Genomic DNA, 17,803 nt, shown 5'->3' with positions numbered 1-17,803 from the left:
TCCGGCAGGTTCCTGATTTATGATCCGGTCCCATGAATAAAGCCTATCAGAGCCTTGAACGCCACTTTGCCCGTCTTTCCTCCCTGAGCGATGCCCTTGGCATCCTGTGCTGGGACAAGGAAGTGATGATGCCCCACGGCACGGCGGACCGCCGTGCGGATAATCTGGCCATTCTGGAAGGATTGCGTCACGAAATCCTGACAGCACCGGAAATGGCCGACCTTCTGGCCGAGGCCGACGCTGGTGAGGACCCATGGCGACGCGCCAATCTGGCCGAAATGCGCCGCGTTCATACCCACGCCACAGCCCTGCCGGGCGATCTGGTGGAAGCCTGCACCCAAGCCACAACGCGGAGTGAGATGGCGTGGCGCGAAGCCCGGCAGAACAGTGACTTTGCCGGTTTTCTGCCGCATCTGACCGAAGTCCTGAACCTTACCCGACAGGTAGGAGAGGCCAAGGGGGCTGCTCTAGGCCTGTCTCCCTACGATGCCCTGCTGGATTCGTTTGATCCCGGCACGCGGCAAACAGATATTGACCCCATTTTTGCCCGCCTGCGCACGGAACTGCCCGGCCTGATTGCCGCGGTGCTGGAAAAACAGGCTTCCTTGCCTGCCAGCATTCCCCTTGAAGGTCCGTTCCCCATTGCACGGCAGGAGGCTCTCGGGCGCAGACTGATGCAGCAGCTTGGGTTTGACATGACCCGTGGGCGGCTGGACGTGAGTGCACACCCCTTCTGCGGAGGGGCCACCCACGATGTCCGCCTGACCACCCGGTATGATGAAGAAGACTTCATTCCGGCCATGATGGGTGTGCTGCATGAAACCGGGCACGCCATGTATGAACAGGGCCTGCCGCAGAACTGGCTCTCGCAACCTGTGGGACGGGCCGCTGGCATGACCGTGCATGAAAGCCAGTCCCTGATGGTTGAAATGCAGGTCTGCCGATCCCGCGCGTTTGTTGAGTGGGTTGCCCCTCTGTTGCGTCAGACTTTTGAGGTAGCAGAAACCACCCCAGCGTGGCAGCCAGACAATCTGCACCGTCTGCTGACCCACGTTCAGCCGGGCCTGATCCGGGTGGACGCGGATGAAGTGACCTACCCGGCCCATATTCTCATCCGCTATGACCTCGAAAAAGCGATGATAAAGGGAGATCTTGCGCTGCGTGATCTGCCTGCCGCTTTCAATGACGGAATCCACAGTCTGCTGGGTTTGAGTGTGCCCGATGACCGGCGAGGTTGTTTGCAGGATATCCACTGGCCCGAGGGGCTGTTTGGTTACTTCCCCTGTTATGCTCTTGGCGCTCTGGCATCCGCACAGTTGCGCACGGCCGCGTATCAGCAGGATGCCAGTCTGGCTCCTGCCATCGCGCAAGGTAATTTTGCGCCGCTGATGCAATGGCTGCGTACCAATGTCCACAGCCGCGCCAGCAGTGCGTCCATGCCGGAGATCATCCGGGCAGCAACAGGTGCCCCACTCAGCGCAGATGCCTATCTGGCACATGTGCGCCGCCGCTATCTGGATCGTGCACCAGACGCCTGAGTCTCTGCGTCTCCAGCCGCTTCTTCGCTCCGCTCCCGTGCGCCATGCGAAGAATGCGGTTGTAGGAGACATCAAAACAGGCTGAGACTACGCCCATGCTTCTGCCGACACGCCATAAGGCGCTCCCTGATCTCTGCTCCGTTCAGCCCTCATCCCGCACGGCAGGCCGTGTCGTTCTGGCTGCCCTCGCCACCGTCAGCCTCACGCTGTTGCAGCCGGCACGTCCGGCGCTCGCTGTGCATATGCCCAAAGTGGCGGAGCTTCCTGCCTCCGCGCTGGAGCCGTTCACGCAATCTGACAAACAGGTTTGGGATGCGGTGGTCATGCTGCCGGGTGGCCGTGCGCTGCTGGAAGCCCCAATCTGGGTAGGCAATACCGGACCGCAGTTGTCCGTGCGCTCTGCAGATGGCAGTTTTGCGCCTTATCCTGATGCCGCATGGAACGCGGAAGACGGCGATGCCAGCAAACGCATTGTCTCCATTGCGGGCATGACCCTTCTGGCAGATGGCACCTTATGGGTGCTGGATAGTGGCGTGCCCAATCATAAAGCCGCTGCTGTTGCCCCGGCCAAACTGATCCAGATTGATACCAGACAGAATACCGTGGTGCGTGTTGTGCCCATTGAAGCCTCAGCCCTGCACAAGGACAGCGTTCTCTCAGGCGTGGCCGTGCACGAAAACACGGCCTATGTGGCCGATTCTGGCGTTGCGGGTGTGCTGGTGATTGACCTTCCCTCCGCCTCCGCCCACCGTTTTCTGGACCGGCATCCTGCCATCAGCGCGACACGCCCCATCGTGACGCCCGATGGCCCGGTTACCACGGCAAACGGAAATCTGCTGGCCATTGACTCCAGCATGATCGCCGTCAGCCCGGACGGAAAATGGATTGTGGTACAGCCCCCCGGTGGCTACCTCTCCCGAGTGGAAACAACCATTTTCACAGACCCGGATGTCACCCCTGCCGCCATGGAAGAAAGCGTGACGCAGTGGTATAAAACGCCGTCTCTGGGTGGCATGACCATCGGGCCGGACGGCACGCTGTACTGGTCAGATATCAGCACCGGCAGCATTCTCAGCTATACAGTAGGCCGTATTCCACGGCGTTTGATAACCGACCCACGCCTGAAATGGCCCGCCACACCTGGTCTGGACACAACCGGCCATCTGTATGTTCCTGCCGCCCAGCTGAACCACACGGCAGCCTTCCAGAACGGGAAATCCTTAGTCGAATGGCCGGTAACCGTTTACAAACTGACGCTGCCCACCACCCCGCCACCCACGTAAGCGCAGCAGGTTTCACGCCTCCTGTCGTCTCGCGCTTCTCTCTGTTCAGACCCTACCCTGAGGTCGGGAAGAGTGTGGCGTCATGCCAGCCCGCAAAAGGGTGACGCAAACAGTGCAGAAGCCTACTTCGCGCCACTCTTTATTCAGGGTATAACCCGCGCATGCGCTATATCTCGACCCGGGGGAAGGCTCCCGCTCTTTCGTTTTCCGATGTCCTGCTGGCAGGTCTGGCCGAAGATGGCGGCCTGTATCTACCGGAAACCTGGCCCTCATTCTCCCTGTCAGAATGGCAGGCCATGCGTGGGCTGCCCTACCCTGAACTGGCGGCCCGTGTTCTGGCACCGTTTGTGGGGGACGATATTGATGAAGCCACCCTGCGCCGCCTGTGCGCACAGGCTTATGCCGGGTTTGACCACCCCGCCATTGTGCCACTGACACAGGTGGAAGATGGCCTGTTTGTGCAGGAACTGTTCCACGGCCCCACGCTGGCCTTCAAAGACATGGCCATGCAGGTGCTGGGCCAGTTGTTTGAACATGTGCTGACCCAGCGTGACAGCCACGTCACCATTGTGGGTGCAACATCAGGGGATACCGGATCGGCTGCTATTGAAGCCTGCCGCGGACGCAAACGGCTTTCCGTGGTCATTCTGCATCCCAAGGGTCGTACCTCCGAGGTACAGCGCCGCCAGATGACCACCGTTCTGGACGCCAACATCACCAATCTGGCCGTTGAAGGCACGTTTGATGATTGTCAGGATCTGGTCAAAGCCTGCTTTGCCGATGCGCCTTTCCGGCAGGACATGCATCTTTCCGCCGTCAATTCCATCAACTGGGCCCGTATCGCCGCGCAGGTGCCCTACTATGTGTATGCCGCCCTGAACTTCGGCGCGCCGGAACGGGAAGTCTCCTTTGCCGTGCCCACAGGGAACTTCGGCAACATTCTGGCCGCATGGACTGCCCGCAAAATGGGCCTGCCCGTGCGCCATCTGTGCGTAGGCTCCAACCGCAACGATATTCTGACCCGCTTCCTGAACGCGAATGACATGACCATGAAAGAGGTTGTTCCCAGCCTCTCGCCCTCCATGGACATTCAGGTTTCTTCCAACTTTGAACGGCTGCTGTTTGAGCTGCTGGGGCGTGATGCCGAAGCCTGTGCCCGGATCATGACCACCTTCCGCACCAGCGGGCACATGGACGTCCCGGCTGAAGCATGGAATACGGCGCGAGAACTCTTTTCCGGTCTGGCCCTTGACGATGCAGGGACGGAAACCGAAATCAGGACCCTGCACCAGCGTTCCAACTATCTGGCAGATCCGCACAGCGCCATTGGCATTGCCGCAGGCCGACGCTTCCGTGAACCAGGTGTTCCCATGGTGGCCATGGCAACCGCTCACCCGGCCAAATTCCCGGATGCCATGGTTGCGGCAACAGGGATTCATCCCGCCCTGCCCGTGCATCTGGAAGACCTTTTCTCGCGCGAGGAACGGTATCGCACCGTTCCGGCCACGCCAGATGCCGTAAAAGATGCGGTGCGCGCCGCTGTTCTGTCTAACGCTGCATAATTTCTTTCTTTTTCAGGCCGCCTCCCCGCGGCCTTTCCTTTCAGGACAAGAATGACTGACCCGATCAATCTGACCCGTCTGCCCTCCGGCCTGACCATTGTAACTGAACGAATGGAACGGGTGGAAACCGTTTCATTCGGGGCGTATGTGTCCACCGGCACGCGCGATGAAACGGCGGAAGAAAATGGTGTGTCCCACTTTCTGGAACACATGGCGTTCAAAGGCACCACAAGCCGCTCCGCCCTGCAGATTGCGGAAGAAATTGAAAATGTGGGTGGCCATATCAACGCCTACACCGCGCGGGAACAGACTGCCTTCTACGTCAAGCTGCTGAAGGAAAACATGGATCTGGGTGTTGATATCATTGGTGATATCCTTACCCACTCCACCTTTGATCCGACCGAGATCGAGCGTGAACGCGGCGTGATCCTTCAGGAAATCGGCCAGGCAAATGATACGCCGGATGATGTGGTGTTTGACCATTTTCAGGCCACAGCCTTCCCTGACCAGCCCATGGGCCGCCCCACGCTGGGTACGGAAGACCTGATTCAGTCCATGAGCCGTGATACGCTCATGTCCTACATGCGCACACATTATACGGCTGAAAACATGGTGGTGGCAGCGGCTGGCAACCTGCACCATGAAGACGTTGTAGAACGCGTGCAGCGCCATTTTGCAGACCTGCCGCTGACATCACAGATCCCAACCCCACCCTCGCTTTATGGTGGAGGCGAATTCCGTCAGGAAAAGGATCTGGATCAGGCCCATGTGGTTCTGGGCTTCCCGTCCGTCGGGTATAATGACCCGGATTATTACGCCACGCTGCTACTTTCCATGGTGCTGGGCGGCGGCATGTCCTCCCGCCTGTTTCAGGAAATCCGGGAAAAACGTGGGCTGGTTTATTCCGTCTATTCCTTCAGCGCCCCCTTCATTGATGGCGGCCTGTTCGGCATTTACGCGGGCACGGGTGAAAAACAATGTGCCGAGTTGGTGCCTGTAACCTTGGAAGAACTCCGCAAGGTCCAGCTTTCGGTTGGGCAGGATGAATTGCTCCGGGCACGGGCGCAGTTGAAGGCCTCCCTGCTGATGTCTCTGGAAAGCACAGGCAGCCGGTGTGAGCAGATTGCACGCCAGCTTCAGCTTTTTGGCCGTATCATCCCGGTTGCGGAAACCGTGGCACGGGTTGAAGCCGTAACCCCGGCTGATATCTGCCGCGTGGCTGGCCGTATCTTTACCCAGCAGCCCACCTTGGCCGCCCTTGGCCCGGTCAGCCATGTGCTGCCCCTGAACACCATTGCGGAGAAGCTTGCAGCATGAGCGCACAAACCCTCGAAAAGATCTCTGATCTTGTCCGCCGTGCGCGCACTGCCGGAGCCGATGCTGCCGATGCAGTCTTTGTCTCCAGCACCGCCATAGGCGCGGGGGTCCGTAACGGGGTTACGGAAGATCTGGAGCGATCAGAAACAACAGATCTGGGTCTGCGCGTCTTCACAGGCCGGAAATCTGCCATTGTTTCCACCACCACGCTTGATCCCAGCCGGTTTGATGGCCTGGTGGAACAGGCCCTTGCCATGGCCCGTGTGCTACCTGAAGACCGCTTTGCGGGTCTGGCCCCGCACGCACTTACCGGCACGCTTACCTCCAACACACTGGACCTGACCGATACGGCTGAGCCAGATGCCAATGCCCTGCTGACCCGCGCCCGTGAGGGGGAAGAAGCTGCTCTGGCCGTCAATGGCGTGACCAACAGCGCTGGTAGCAGTGCATCCTGGGGGCGCACGGACATCGCGCTGGTCACCTCGCAAGATTTTGCAGGCACTTATGCCCGCACCCGCCATTCCACCTCTGTCTGCGTACTGGCGGGCAAAGGTGAGACCATGCAGCGCGATTACGATTATCACGGCACGGTGCATCTGGCTGATCTGGACAACGCTGCTGTTCTGGGCCGCAGCGCAGGCGAAAAAGCCGTAGCCCGCGTTAATCCCGTCCGTCCCCGCACCGGTCGCTACCCAGTGGTGTTTCATCCGCGCGTGGCCAACAGTTTTCTGGGGCATTTTATTGGTGCCATCAATGGTTCCTCCATCGCCCGTGGCACGTCTTTTCTGAAAGAAAAGCTGGGCCAGCGCCTGTTTGCTGAAGGCGTCACCATAACGGATGATCCCACGCGTCACCGTGGGCTGCGCTCTCGTCCGTTTGACGGCGAAGCAATGCCAGTGGCGCCATTGGAACTGGTGCGTGACGGTGTGCTGCAAACGTGGATTCTGGATACGCGCAGCGCCCGCCATCTTGGCTTGGAAAGCAACGGACGCGCGGCGCGTGGCACGTCTGGCCCGCCTTCCCCTTCTGCCACCAATCTGTCCTTTGGTCCCGGCACGCTCAGCCCGGAAGAGCTGATGGCGGATATCAAGGAAGGGCTGTTCATTACTGAAATGATGGGCTCCTCCATCAATGGTCTGACGGGTGACTACAGCCGAGGCGCATCCGGCTTCATGATCCGTGATGGTCAAATTGCCGAATCCGCAGCCGAGTTCACTCTGGCCGGGAACCTGCTGGAAATTTTCGCGTCCCTTACTTTAGCGAACGATTTACAGTTCCGTTTTGGCACCGACGCCCCCACATTAAGGGTAGAAGCCCTGAGTATTGCCGGGGCGTGATGACCGTGTGGAGACACAAGACCTCGTGAAAAAGCGCACTCTCTCTTCCGCTCTTGCCGCCTTGATGACCGTGAGCCTGCTCAGTGGCCCACTGGCTTATCATGCTGATGCGCGGCCCGGACAAGGCGGCTCCATGGGCAGCCGCGGGAGCCGGACCTGGAGCGCTCCCCCGCCCACACGCACCACGCCTTACGGGGCTGCGCCGATGGATCGTTCCATTACGCCGCGCACACCCGGGCAAAGTGGATACGGGGCGCAGGCCCCTTATCAGCAAGGCATGTTCAATCAGGCCATGCGCCCACGCCACCCGTTCCTGACCGGCTTTGCTGGCGGGATGCTGGGCGCAGGTCTTTTCGGGCTGCTGTGCGGCCATGGATTCTTTGGCGGGGTGCACAGCTTTTTCGGGCTGATTGGTCTCATGCTCCAGATTGCTCTGGTTGTGTGGATCATCATGTGGCTGGTGCGGCGGTTCTCCGGCAACCGTATCACGAACAACACAGCTAACGGGCTGGGTCTTACACCGGGTGCAGCAGGGGCTGCGCCTCGCCCTACAGGGGCTATCGGTGCAGCATCCTCGGCCCTGCCCATTACCACCAGTGACTATCAGGCCTTCCAGCAAACATTGCTGGATATCCAGACAGCATGGAACCAGCAGAATGTTCCGGCCATGCAGCAGATGGCCACCCCTGAAATGGTTTCCTACTTCAACCAGCAGCTTGCCGCACTTGCCGCACAGGGTGCACGCAACGTTGTTTCTGATGTTCACTTCATTCAGGGTGATCTGGCCGAAGCCTGGCAGGAAGGCGGCATGGATTACGCGACAGTCGCCATGCGCTACAGCCTGATTGACCTGACCACCAACGCGACAGGGCAAGTGATTGAAGGCAGTTCAACCGATCCTGTGACCATAACTGAACTCTGGACCTTCACGCGCCCCTCTCGCGGTGGACGCTGGCTGCTTTCCGGTATTCAGCAGACGCGCGGTTAAGGCACCCCCTTCCTATCTCTCGGTTCCGCTCTTTGATTGCGCGGACCGAGAGACTTTTTTGCCTCTTCTGAAGGCCTTCAATCCTGTGGCGGGATTCCCGATTTATGCTTGCTCTTGAAATTGTCACCCTGCTTTTAGCTGTCTCAGCCTCGGCCTTCAGCGTCTTTCTGCATTTCTGGAACAAACGGAAAGTGGCAGATCTGGAAGCAGATATTGCCAAGCTTCAGGAAAAAGGCATTCCCGTCCGGATGGAAAACGTTCTCAGCGCGGCGCGCGCCTCTTCCAGAAAAGAAAATAGCTGAAGGCGTAAGGCGTAAATTCGTACAGAATGGTACTTATCAAGCCCCTGCCACGCACAATTTAGCGCAAAAAGACCTATGTGAGGTTCTCTGACACACGCAAGCATTGTGCTCACATAAGAACACTCCACAGACAAATTTTGCCACATCAATCAAGCAACCTCTAACCATACCCTACCTAGTGCCATACCACTGGCACTGGCACTGGCACTGGCACTGGCACTGGCACTGGCACTGGCACTGGCACTGGCACTGGCACTGGCACTGGCACTCAACAAGCTAGCGGGCACCACAACGTCAAACCATTTTCTCACTTATCTGCATAAAAAAAGCCTCTCGTACCACGTGGCAGAGAGGCTTTTTTGTATTGGGGGCTTTGAGAAGGCGTTTTGTCCGTTTTTAGAGACATCGCCTGCCTAATCGGCTCTTTTTAAAGGTGGGTCAGGGTCAAGCCATACATGACGCCAGCAATCAGGATCATGAAGCCGACCATGGCCTTCAGACGTTCTTTCTGTCTGCGCCGCTTTTCAGCCAGTTCAGGCTGGCTCAGTGTAATCTGCGTTTCCATCAGCCAATCCACCCTTGCAGCATATGGTCTGCCAGCAGTCCGCAAAACAGCAGGAACAGATACGCCAGAGAAAAGCGGAAAGAGATACGGGCAGCCTTATCTCCTGCCAAGCTTACCCCATTTTCATCCTGCGGTTCACGCAGAACACGGATAGCGCACAGCACAAACCCAAGCCCCAGCACCAACGCAGTGCCGGTATAAAGCCAGCCACATAGATGCAGCGCTGAGGGAATGAGGGAGATCGCCAGCAGCACCAGCGTATAGACAAAAATGTTCCAGCGTGTGTGTCGTGCCCCTTTGACCACTGGCAACATGGGAATTCCAGCCCGCCCGTAATCCTTGCATGCATACAGGGAGAGAGACCAGAAATGCGGGGGCGTCCAGAAAAACACGATCCCGAACATTACCACCGGCAGCACAGCCATATGGCCTGTGGCTGCGGCCCAACCAATCATGGGTGGGAAAGCACCTGCAGCACCACCAATAACAATATTCTGCGGCGTGGAGCGCTTCAGCCACATGGTATAAATCACGGCGTAGAAGAAAATGGAAAACGCCAGAATACCTGCGGCCAAAGCGTTGGTTGCCATCCACATCAAGCAGACAGAAAGGCAGGATAGACCAATTCCATAAGCCAGCGCTTCCTGTTCCGGAATACGCCCACCGGGAATAGGACGCGTAATAGTACGCTGCATCACGGCATCAATATCGCGGTCATACCACATATTGATGGCCCCAGCGGCACCAGACGCCATGCAGATGCACAGAATAGCTACGGCAGCTTCAAAAAGCGAAAGATGACCGGGGGCCATGATCATGCCCGCAGCCCCGGTAAAGACTACCAGAGAAATCACCCGGGGTTTGAGAAGCTGCACCCAGTCCTTTGCCGTTGTGCCAACACGGTCAGCTTTGAACCTGATGCGGCCTGTCGCTGAAACCTGAGCGGTTGTTTCACTCATGAGTGCACCATTGTTTCTGCAGCATCAAAAGCAACCTCGTTTCCTTCGGCGCTCTCTGCCATCGGGCGATTTTGCGTAAAGCTCAATCCCATGGTCAGCAGGAAGCAGAGGACAGAGGCGCCCAGCAGGCCACCGCTCCACATCTGGCAGACAGGCGGAAGAGTGGGGATAGCCAAGGCCGTGCCAGCCGCCATCAACCCAAACTGCACAGCAGCCAGAGGCGTGGGATACCAGCGGTTACATCCCTCACCGCGCCAAAGATACAGACCGCAGAACACGGCATAAAGTGTTCCGACCTGAAGAGCGGAATGCAGGCCATCGCCCTGCATGAACTGACTGATCCAACCCGTGGAAACAACAGCCAGAAAGCCCAGACCCCATAGCATGGGAATCTTGACCGTCATGCTTGCGCGCCATGTGCCCGCCATCCACAAGGCAGCCAGCAGTACGGAAGCCAGCGTGGCGGCGCTCAGCACCAGTGTCTGGGCAGACAGCAAGGACGCAACAGTGGCAGCCCCAACCAGGCCATGGGCAAAAACGCTTTTAACCCACAGAATGCTCCCAGCCGCAGCAGAAGCACTCATAACGCCAGCAACAGGAAGAGGGGAAAAACGGGCAACCGTTGCGCCCGTTTCAAAAACAATACCAAACCCGGCCAGCAGCGTGACCAGCATGATGGGTTCAGCAAATCCATCCAGCACGGAAGGCGTAAAGGCCACACCGTTCAAGATATGGTAGCTCATGACGGCGGCCAGCACAGGCACAGTCATCAGAAGCACAGAAGACGCCAGCATTTCTCCCCACACAAACGGAGAGAAAGGGGCGCGCGCGGCACCATCAGCACGGCTATCAAAAATGGTGGCCAGAACAACCATCACGGCCAAAAGCGTGCCTGCGCACCACAGCAAGGTAGCGCCAGTCTGCCAGGGAGACGCAACCATCAGCACACCAGCGGCAGATACGCAGGCCAGAGACAGCTTGTTCAAACCTGGAAGAACCGTGCCTTCACGCTTGAGAGCACGCGGCAGCCACAAAGTGCCGAAACCGCAAACCAGCGCAGGCACCACCACAAAAAGCAGCATCAAGGCCACATGCGCCTGCTCAATTCCGGCCAACAAGCCGGTCTGGGGTACCATGCCAAGCTGCTGAACTGCAGAAACACCGCCACCCAGCAGACCAGCCAGAGCCGCAACCAGCAGGTAACCTGCTCCCACACCATCAACAGATGCAGTCCGCCGTACCATGCTGCTTTCCTTATTCTGGCTTTGTTCCGCACAAGCAGATGCCATGTTTCTCACCCCACGCCTTTGACAGATGTGTTCCGGGTGACGACAGACGCACCCCTGAAAGCCCCATCTATAGCGGCTTTTCCGCGCCTTAACGACCCATTTAGCTCCGCATGCCTATCGCCCCTGCCCTGTGTAGAAAGGGCGACAGCACGGAAGTGTGATCAGATGTTTTCAAGCGTAACGAGCGTAAAAAGCCCGGCCGGTGGCACCGGCTGAATCCGCGCCCGCACCAGATCTTCTGGCGGCAGCAGGGATTCCATGGCAAAATCAGGGTGCCATCCCAGTGAGCGAGAGGCCCGTGCCATGCCACGTTCCACAGCACCACGAACACCGCCCGGTGCCAGAAAGTGGTTTACAAACAGAATGTGGCCACCGGGCTTGACCACCCGTTTAAGTTCACGCAGCAGACGGCGTGGATGCGGCACAACCGATGCCACGAACATGGCGACAGCAATATCGAAGGAATCGTCCTGAAAGGTTGTGTCTTCGGCGTCCATTTCCAGAAGCGCATCCACATTATCGAGATGCTCTTTCTGGACGCGTTCACGCGCGCGGGCCAACATATCGCCTGACAGATCAATGCCTGTAATACGTTTGGTCTTGAGATAATGTGGAAGAGCGAGCCCAGTGCCGACACCCACTTCAAGAACATTGGTCCCTGGCAGGGCATTGACAGCCTCAACCGCCCGACGGCGACCAAAACCGGAAACACCACCGAATACGGTGTCATATACACCTGCCCACCGGCGGTAGGCGACCTTTACGGCCTCGGCATCCAGTGCTGATCGCGAAGGAGCCGGATCGTCACCCTGACCGGGCGAGCATTTGTTGAGAACGTCACTCATGGTTTCTCTGTGCCCGCTGGCGGCAATTTCTTCAAGAGCCACAACGCATCTTCCTTTGTTTTAAATAAAATGCGCCATAAAAGCGCCCTTGTCTCCGTGCCCATTGTCGCCTTACCTTCCGTGTGACCGGAACCGTTTTAGAAGAAAAGAGACATGCTGGAACTCCTGCTTGCCCTGCTCAGCCTTATTATCTGGTCATCCATTTTCATTTTCTATTTCCGCGACCCTATTTTTAACTGGCTGGACAACCGCTTTGGTAAGGACACGGTGTTTCCACCAGCAGATGACGCAGCGGATAGCCGTGCGGAACCTACTTTTTCAACGTCCCACGCCAAAACACCGGAGTCCTCCGAGCCCGAGAAAAAAGCGTAACCTCCTCAGGCTACGCTTTTCAGTTTTGCTTCAATGCAGTCCCATATGGCACCTGCACCATTGACGCCATCAAAACGCTCCAGTTCCTGCAGGCCTGTGGGAGATGTCACATTGATCTCCGTCAGGTAATCACCAATCACGTCTATCCCCACAAAAATCAGGCCATGCTCTTTCAGGAACGGGCCGATAGCTGCGCAGATTTCCTTGTCTCTTTCTGTCAGCGCGACTTTCCGCGCCACGCCGCCAACATGCATATTGGAACGGTGATCATCCCCTGACGGCACACGGTTGATAGCGCCAACAGGCTGACCATCCACCAGAATAATCCGTTTATCCCCCTGCTTTACCGCCGGTTCATAACGCTGGATCATCAGGGGTTCACGGGAGCGCGCGAAATGCATTTCCAGCAGAGCGTTCAGATTTTGATCATCTTCCTTGATGCGAAAGATGCCGCTGCCGCCATTCCCGAACAGAGGTTTGACAATAATATCCCGCCAATGGGCGCGGAACGCCCGGATCTGCCCGACATCCCACGTTACAAGCGTTGGGGGCATGAGGTGCGGAAAATGCGTTACCAACAGTTTTTCGGGAGAATCCCGCACCCAGCGAGGATCATTGACCACGAGCGCCTTGCCCGGACCAATTCCATGCACGTGGTCCAGCAGGTGTGTCGCGGTGATATAGGCCATATCAAATGGCGGGTCCTGCCGCATCAGCACCACATCCATCTCGCCCAGAGAGCGACGGGCAGGCTCCCCGAAGGTCGCGTGGTTGCCCTGTTCCCGCTGGACCGTCACAGGGCGCAAGGATGCGCTCACCTGCGTAGCCGTTTTACCACCAGGCGTTGTGGTTCCTTCTCCCAACGCCAGGGAGGGTACCTCATAAACAAACAGTTTATGGCCGCGCCCCTGCGCCTCCAGCATCAACGCGAAGGTAGAATCTCCGTTGATATCAACATGCTCCAGGGGGTCCATCTGGACAGCAACATTCAATGGAGATGACATACGCAGCCGCTTTCCTCAGAATCTCAGGATCAGATAAAATAACCGGACGTTATCGTATCTCCGTTCTGTCCGGCTGTCCAAGGCAGGAAAGCACAGAGCATTTTCTTTAAAGGCTGTTTGAAACATCTGTCAGGGGGCTCAGGAAGATTTTGCGACCACTGATCTTGCAAATAATTCCTTAATTCCGGGTTGGCAGCAGAACAGCATTCCGGCTCTGCCCCGCAGCGGTGCACTGCATCTGTACGTGGTAGATGGCATATGTCTCGCCCACCGCACCATTCCGCGCGCGGGCAATATCGGGCTCCTGCCCCAGGACCTTGAAGAAAGCACCATCGGGCAGATCATGCCGTCTCCTGCTACGAATAAGGTATCCTTCGCCACACGGCGCTGCGGGAAACGTAAACAGGTCCCATCGGGGTTCAACCGCCACAACGGGTTTGCCCAAAGGCGCATAAAATGCCAGTTCCGCCGCCAGCCCATATTCATCTGCAATCAAGAGAGAGTTGGCGGGCACGCGCGCAACAACCTCACGGGAGAAAGTCGGCCAGCCGCCCATCTGACGCAACGTCATGTCAAAATGCGGAGAGAGTTTGAGGGGTGAAGCCACTGCCTGAATGACAATCAGCAACACGAGTGTCACGCCCAGCCCACTGGCCGCTTTCCACCCCCGCCACAGCGGGAGCGCCGCAGCTACGGTAAGCGCCGGATAAAGCACCACGGGCCAGTTGGCCTGCACCCGCGCACCCACAGCATGCTGCAGGAATACCGCCAAAGGAACCAGAATCATGCACAGGAGCAAACGAGAGAACGAGTCCCGGCATTTCCACAGCAGAACACACCCCCCCACAAAAAACAGGAAGACGCCGGGGGATGCCAAACCAATCTGCCCACCAAGCAACTCACTGAAATAGGTCAGCATTTTTGCCGGATGCCAGTCACCGGTACGGCCGCCCTGCTTCATGAAGCTGGCCCAGTGATGTGTCGCATTCCAATAAACGACCGAGCTAACAAACACAGCGGCAACAAGACCACCCAACCATGGCCAGCCCGTTTTGAGCCATTGCCTCCCTGATGAGGTCAGCAGAAGCCATATCCCCATACCTGCGGCGGGAAGGACTGCAGTATATTTACTGTCAAACCCAAGGCCGACGGCGGCCCCAACCACCAGCCACCATGCTCCCTTTCCGGTTGTGCAAAGCCGGGAGAGACTCCACACCATCAGCGCCATAAAGAGCAGAAGGGGCGTATCAGGCGTCATCAATAAAGTGCCCACGCCAAGAACGACCGTTCCATTCAAGAGAACAGCTGTGCGGAGGCCGGCTCTTTTCGCCTCGTCCGGGGCGTAGCCTCTCAAAACCTGCAGCCAGTCCCGTGTCGCCATTGCCAGCAGGACCGTACCAACCGCCGCAGAAAAAGGCCCCATGAGCCTGACGCCGCAAGCCGTATCTCCCCCCAGAAGGAGGCCGAGCCTGATGAACACTGCTACCATGGGAGGATGATCAAGATAGCCGGCTGCCGGTGCCAGCGCCCATAAACGGTAATAGGCTTCATCAGGCGTAAGCGGGACCAACGCTCCCATCAACACGCGTGCAGCAGTCAGCGCCAGAAGCGCCAGACCCCACCCATAATAGGACTGTTTCAGCCGCATTTGGGGTCGCTCATACGCGCCAGATAAGAGTGGAGGAAACCGCGTAATTCCACACCACTGCCAGAATTGCCCCTGCCACACTGGCCTGTGTCAGCCCTTCATGAGCCTGAAACAGCATTTGTGCCACGCCCACATTAGCTACCGCACCTATTGAACACACCAGCATAAAGGCCAGAAGACCGCCCATAAAGCGCATCCCCCGCAGGCGTTTGTCCCGATAGGTAATATTATTATCGAGCACAAAATTGAGGATCATGGCGACAACCGTCCCTCCGCCCTGCGCTACAGGAAAATCCCCCCCCATGCTGCGAATACTCTGCATGACAGCCAGATTAACGCCCACCCCAATAGAACCAACCAGACAGAAGGCAACAAAACGGAGGGGCAACCAGCCACGGCAAAGCTTGTCCAGCATTAACGCCAGAAACTGGAGCATCACGAGAGCATCCAGCTTGCTTTCTCCCGCCACACGGGCGCGGAAGCCACAGGGGACTTCCCGCACACGCAAAGGTTTTGGAGAGGAAAGTAGAATATCCAGCAGAATCTTGAACCCGGTTCCGGAAAGACGGGGGGCTACAGCCTCAAACACATCCTGCCGCAGGGCAAAGAAGCCGCTCATGGGGTCGCTCAGCCTGACAGGCAACACCATCTGCGCCAGCTTTATACCGCCATCAGACAAAGCGTGGCGCCATGCGTTCGCAAGGCCGGCATTGCTGCCGCCTTCAACATGGCGGCTCCCAACCGCAACATCACAGCCACTGCTTTGCACGGCGTCAATCAATGCACCAAGACGCGTATCGTCGTGCTGAAGGTCTCCGTCCATCACGGCGATAATCTGAGCCGAGGACGACAATGCGCCTTCAATCACCGCAGAAGAAAGACCGCGCCGGCCTACCCGGCATAATCCACGTACGCGCGCGTCCTTCTGGGCAAGCTGCCTGACGGCATGCGTGGTGCCATCAGGCGAATTGTCATCAACAAACACCACTTCCCAGCGGCGTCCCGCCAGTGCGCGATCAAGAGCTGCCACCAGTGGGGCAATATTCCTGACCTCGTTATAGCAGGGAATGATGACACTGATGTCGGGACCGCCACACACCGCACCGGGCGACGCCGCAGCGTCTGACATCACGGACTGTTCCCCTCCACCCCGGCAGACAGTGGCACCCCGGTTCTCTCAAGACTGGTGCGGATGGTCTGCAAGGTCTGCACCCGGATAACATGCGGCCCTTCGGTCAAACGCCGAGTCAGTTGGTTTTCGTGAGCGGCATCCCGTGCGATCAGACGCACGAGAAAGTCCCCTCCGCCCCGAATCATGTGACATTCGCGCACTTCTGGCCACTGTGCCAGATCCTGCTCAAAGGCGGACAGAATAGCCTCTTTCTGGCTATCCAGACCGATCAGGGCAAAAAATGTAATCGGCCAACCCAGCATCCCGGCATCCGGTTCAGCATGATACCCCCGGATTACCCCCAGTTCCTCAAGCCGCCGCACGCGCCGCAAACACGGCGGAGCGGAGATCCCAACCCGGCGCGCCAGCTCCACATTGGTCATCCGGCCATCGTCTTGCAGTTCCGCCACAATACGTAGGTCAACAGCGTCAAGTTCTGTCACCTTATCTGTTCCATTTCACGCTGTAGCCTTTTTTCCTGAACATCTTGCTCCGTATATGCCATGCGTCTGCATGGCTCGCAAACCACTTACGCCTCTTGCTCAAATGGAAGGCTCCCGCCATATCGCAAGCAGGAATAGACGGTGCGTGCCACGCGCTCTTTCACACTGACATCTACCGGGAAGGCCTGCCTGACAATGACTGAAACCATTACAACTGACCTGCTGGTTATTGGCGCTGGCCCCGCTGGCTATACCGCCGCCATTTACGCGGCGCGCGCCAACCTCAAGCCGGTTCTTGTGGCGGGCCTTCAGCCGGGGGGGCAGCTTATGATCACAACGGACGTTGAAAACTATCCGGGCTTTGCAGAAGCTGTGCAGGGCCCATGGCTGATGGAACAGATGGCGGCGCAGGCCGAAAATGTTGGCGCGCGCATCCAGCATGACATTATTACATCCGTGGATTTCAAAGCGGGCTCTCCTTTCCGGATGGTGGGAGATTCGGGCACGCAGTACGTTGCAAAATCCGTCATCATCGCGACCGGAGCACAGGCAAAATGGCTGGGCCTGCCCAGCGAAAAGCAGCTTCAGGGCGCTGGTGTTTCCGCCTGCGCAACATGCGATGGCTTTTTCTACCGGGGCAAGAACGTTGTGGTTGTGGGGGGCGGTAATACTGCTGTTGAAGAAGCCCTGTATCTGACGCACCACGCCGCACACGTTACTCTTGTGCACCGGCGCGATACGCTGCGGGCTGAAAAAATCCTGCAAGACCGTTTTTTTGCTAATCCCAAAACCACCATTGTCTGGAACAGTGTTGTGGAAGATATTCTGGCCGATGGTACGCCAGCCGTTGTCTCGGGCATCAAGCTCCGCAACACACAGGACAACACAACAACCGTTTATCCTACGGATGGTGTTTTCATCGCTATTGGGCATTCTCCCAACACGGGCATTTTCGCAAACCAGCTTTCACTGGATGACGAAGGCTATATTCTGACCACTCCCGGCTCGACCCGCACGTCCGTTCCCGGCGTATTTGCCGCAGGCGACGTACAGGACAAGATCTATCGTCAGGCGGTAACGGCAGCGGGAAGCGGCTGCATGGCGGCGCTGGATGCCGAGCGCTATCTGGCTGAAATACAGCACTAATTACAGCAGGTCCCTTGACCACGCCTGACAATTA

General features: G+C 57.8%; 17 protein-coding genes. 9 read left to right on the top strand and 8 right to left on the bottom strand.

What is annotated here, in order from left to right; all coding sequences use genetic code 11:
• Positions 1-32: 32 nt before the first annotated feature.
• The 7 genes from ASN_RS14025 to ASN_RS13995 all read left to right on the top strand — a co-directional run bounded on the left by ASN_RS14025 (position 33) and on the right by ASN_RS13995 (position 8,327).
• On the top strand, positions 33-1,538 hold the full coding sequence (locus ASN_RS14025) for a carboxypeptidase M32 (protein WP_058988534.1): 1,506 nt from the start codon (positions 33-35) through the stop codon (positions 1,536-1,538).
• Positions 1,539-1,633: 95 nt separating this feature from the next.
• Positions 1,634-2,821 (top strand): L-dopachrome tautomerase-related protein, encoded by a 1,188-nt coding sequence (locus ASN_RS14020; RefSeq protein ID WP_082666698.1) that lies wholly within the window; start codon positions 1,634-1,636, stop codon positions 2,819-2,821.
• Between the two features lie 161 nt (positions 2,822-2,982).
• On the top strand, positions 2,983-4,383 hold the full coding sequence (gene thrC / locus ASN_RS14015) for a threonine synthase (protein WP_035380883.1): 1,401 nt from the start codon (positions 2,983-2,985) through the stop codon (positions 4,381-4,383).
• A 51-nt stretch (positions 4,384-4,434) separates the two neighbouring features.
• The gene (locus tag ASN_RS14010) at positions 4,435-5,700 is read left to right on the top strand and encodes a M16 family metallopeptidase (RefSeq protein ID WP_006559744.1); all 1,266 of its coding nucleotides are present in this window, start codon (positions 4,435-4,437) and stop codon (positions 5,698-5,700) included.
• Entirely contained in the window at positions 5,697-7,037 is a 1,341-nt protein-coding gene (locus ASN_RS14005; RefSeq protein WP_058988533.1) for a TldD/PmbA family protein, read from the top strand. Before ASN_RS14010 ends, ASN_RS14005 begins: the two co-directional genes overlap by 4 nt.
• Positions 7,038-7,062: 25 nt before the next feature.
• Positions 7,063-8,025 (top strand): Tim44 domain-containing protein, encoded by a 963-nt coding sequence (locus tag ASN_RS14000; RefSeq protein WP_058989352.1) that lies wholly within the window; start codon positions 7,063-7,065, stop codon positions 8,023-8,025.
• A 104-nt stretch (positions 8,026-8,129) separates the two neighbouring features.
• Positions 8,130-8,327 carry a hypothetical protein gene (locus ASN_RS13995; RefSeq protein ID WP_058988532.1) on the top strand — a complete coding sequence of 66 codons (198 nt, stop codon included), beginning with the start codon at positions 8,130-8,132 and terminating at the stop codon, positions 8,325-8,327.
• A 427-nt stretch (positions 8,328-8,754) separates the two neighbouring features.
• Here the strand turns inward: ASN_RS13995 and ASN_RS20000 are convergent, their stop codons facing one another.
• The 4 genes from ASN_RS20000 to ASN_RS13980 form a co-directional block, all read right to left on the bottom strand.
• Positions 8,755-8,892, bottom strand: a complete 138-nt coding sequence (locus ASN_RS20000) for a hypothetical protein (protein WP_162829217.1) — start codon at positions 8,890-8,892, stop codon at positions 8,755-8,757.
• On the bottom strand, positions 8,892-9,851 hold the full coding sequence (locus ASN_RS13990; RefSeq protein WP_006557494.1) for a heme o synthase: 960 nt from the start codon (positions 9,849-9,851) through the stop codon (positions 8,892-8,894). Before ASN_RS13990 ends, ASN_RS20000 begins: the two co-directional genes overlap by 1 nt.
• Complete coding sequence (locus tag ASN_RS13985) at positions 9,848-11,095, bottom strand: heme-copper oxidase family protein (protein ID WP_157765190.1); 1,248 nt, start codon at positions 11,093-11,095, stop codon at positions 9,848-9,850. Before ASN_RS13985 ends, ASN_RS13990 begins: the two co-directional genes overlap by 4 nt.
• Positions 11,096-11,301: 206 nt before the next feature.
• Positions 11,302-11,985 carry a class I SAM-dependent methyltransferase gene (locus ASN_RS13980; RefSeq protein WP_058989351.1) on the bottom strand — a complete coding sequence of 228 codons (684 nt, stop codon included), beginning with the start codon at positions 11,983-11,985 and terminating at the stop codon, positions 11,302-11,304.
• A 153-nt stretch (positions 11,986-12,138) separates the two neighbouring features.
• Here ASN_RS13980 and ASN_RS13975 point away from each other — a divergent pair, with 153 nt between their 5' ends.
• Positions 12,139-12,357, top strand: coding sequence for a hypothetical protein (locus ASN_RS13975; RefSeq protein ID WP_058988530.1), 219 nt, complete (start codon positions 12,139-12,141; stop codon positions 12,355-12,357).
• A gap of 5 nt (positions 12,358-12,362) precedes the next feature.
• On the opposite strand, the gene gshB is transcribed toward ASN_RS13975, so the two are convergent.
• From gshB to ASN_RS13955, 4 genes are all read right to left on the bottom strand, one after another.
• Entirely contained in the window at positions 12,363-13,361 is a 999-nt protein-coding gene (gene gshB / locus ASN_RS13970) for a glutathione synthase (RefSeq protein ID WP_058988529.1), read from the bottom strand.
• 178 nt (positions 13,362-13,539) lie between these two features.
• The gene (locus ASN_RS13965; protein WP_058988528.1) at positions 13,540-15,009 is read right to left on the bottom strand and encodes a glycosyltransferase family 39 protein; all 1,470 of its coding nucleotides are present in this window, start codon (positions 15,007-15,009) and stop codon (positions 13,540-13,542) included.
• Positions 15,010-15,019: 10 nt separating this feature from the next.
• Complete coding sequence (locus tag ASN_RS13960; RefSeq protein ID WP_058988527.1) at positions 15,020-16,138, bottom strand: glycosyltransferase; 1,119 nt, start codon at positions 16,136-16,138, stop codon at positions 15,020-15,022.
• The gene (locus tag ASN_RS13955; RefSeq protein WP_264372216.1) at positions 16,138-16,563 is read right to left on the bottom strand and encodes an Lrp/AsnC family transcriptional regulator; all 426 of its coding nucleotides are present in this window, start codon (positions 16,561-16,563) and stop codon (positions 16,138-16,140) included. The genes ASN_RS13960 and ASN_RS13955 overlap by 1 nt, the downstream gene beginning before the upstream one ends.
• 255 nt (positions 16,564-16,818) lie before the next feature.
• Here ASN_RS13955 and trxB point away from each other — a divergent pair, with 255 nt between their 5' ends.
• On the top strand, positions 16,819-17,769 hold the full coding sequence (gene trxB / locus ASN_RS13950) for a thioredoxin-disulfide reductase (RefSeq protein WP_058989350.1): 951 nt from the start codon (positions 16,819-16,821) through the stop codon (positions 17,767-17,769).
• Positions 17,770-17,803: the final 34 nt, after the last annotated feature.

The organism is Acetobacter senegalensis, assembly GCF_001499615.1.
GTDB lineage: Bacteria > Pseudomonadota > Alphaproteobacteria > Acetobacterales > Acetobacteraceae > Acetobacter > Acetobacter senegalensis.
This window is presented reverse-complemented; position numbering and strand designations above follow the sequence as displayed.

Coding starts and splice junctions, on each gene's coding strand:
- ASN_RS14025 (WP_058988534.1), top strand. CDS start 33: ATGAATAAAGCCTATCAGAGCCTTGAACGCCACTTTGCCCGTCTTTCC.
- ASN_RS14020 (WP_082666698.1), top strand. CDS start 1,634: ATGCTTCTGCCGACACGCCATAAGGCGCTCCCTGATCTCTGCTCCGTT.
- thrC (WP_035380883.1), top strand. CDS start 2,983: ATGCGCTATATCTCGACCCGGGGGAAGGCTCCCGCTCTTTCGTTTTCC.
- ASN_RS14010 (WP_006559744.1), top strand. CDS start 4,435: ATGACTGACCCGATCAATCTGACCCGTCTGCCCTCCGGCCTGACCATT.
- ASN_RS14005 (WP_058988533.1), top strand. CDS start 5,697: ATGAGCGCACAAACCCTCGAAAAGATCTCTGATCTTGTCCGCCGTGCG.
- ASN_RS13995 (WP_058988532.1), top strand. CDS start 8,130: ATGCTTGCTCTTGAAATTGTCACCCTGCTTTTAGCTGTCTCAGCCTCG.
- ASN_RS20000 (WP_162829217.1), bottom strand. CDS start 8,892: ATGGAAACGCAGATTACACTGAGCCAGCCTGAACTGGCTGAAAAGCGG.
- ASN_RS13990 (WP_006557494.1), bottom strand. CDS start 9,851: ATGAGTGAAACAACCGCTCAGGTTTCAGCGACAGGCCGCATCAGGTTC.
- ASN_RS13985 (WP_157765190.1), bottom strand. CDS start 11,095: ATGGTACGGCGGACTGCATCTGTTGATGGTGTGGGAGCAGGTTACCTG.
- ASN_RS13980 (WP_058989351.1), bottom strand. CDS start 11,985: ATGAGTGACGTTCTCAACAAATGCTCGCCCGGTCAGGGTGACGATCCG.
- ASN_RS13975 (WP_058988530.1), top strand. CDS start 12,139: ATGCTGGAACTCCTGCTTGCCCTGCTCAGCCTTATTATCTGGTCATCC.
- gshB (WP_058988529.1), bottom strand. CDS start 13,361: ATGTCATCTCCATTGAATGTTGCTGTCCAGATGGACCCCCTGGAGCAT.
- ASN_RS13965 (WP_058988528.1), bottom strand. CDS start 15,009: ATGCGGCTGAAACAGTCCTATTATGGGTGGGGTCTGGCGCTTCTGGCG.
- ASN_RS13960 (WP_058988527.1), bottom strand. CDS start 16,138: ATGTCAGACGCTGCGGCGTCGCCCGGTGCGGTGTGTGGCGGTCCCGAC.
- ASN_RS13955 (WP_264372216.1), bottom strand. CDS start 16,563: ATGACCAATGTGGAGCTGGCGCGCCGGGTTGGGATCTCCGCTCCGCCG.
- trxB (WP_058989350.1), top strand. CDS start 16,819: ATGACTGAAACCATTACAACTGACCTGCTGGTTATTGGCGCTGGCCCC.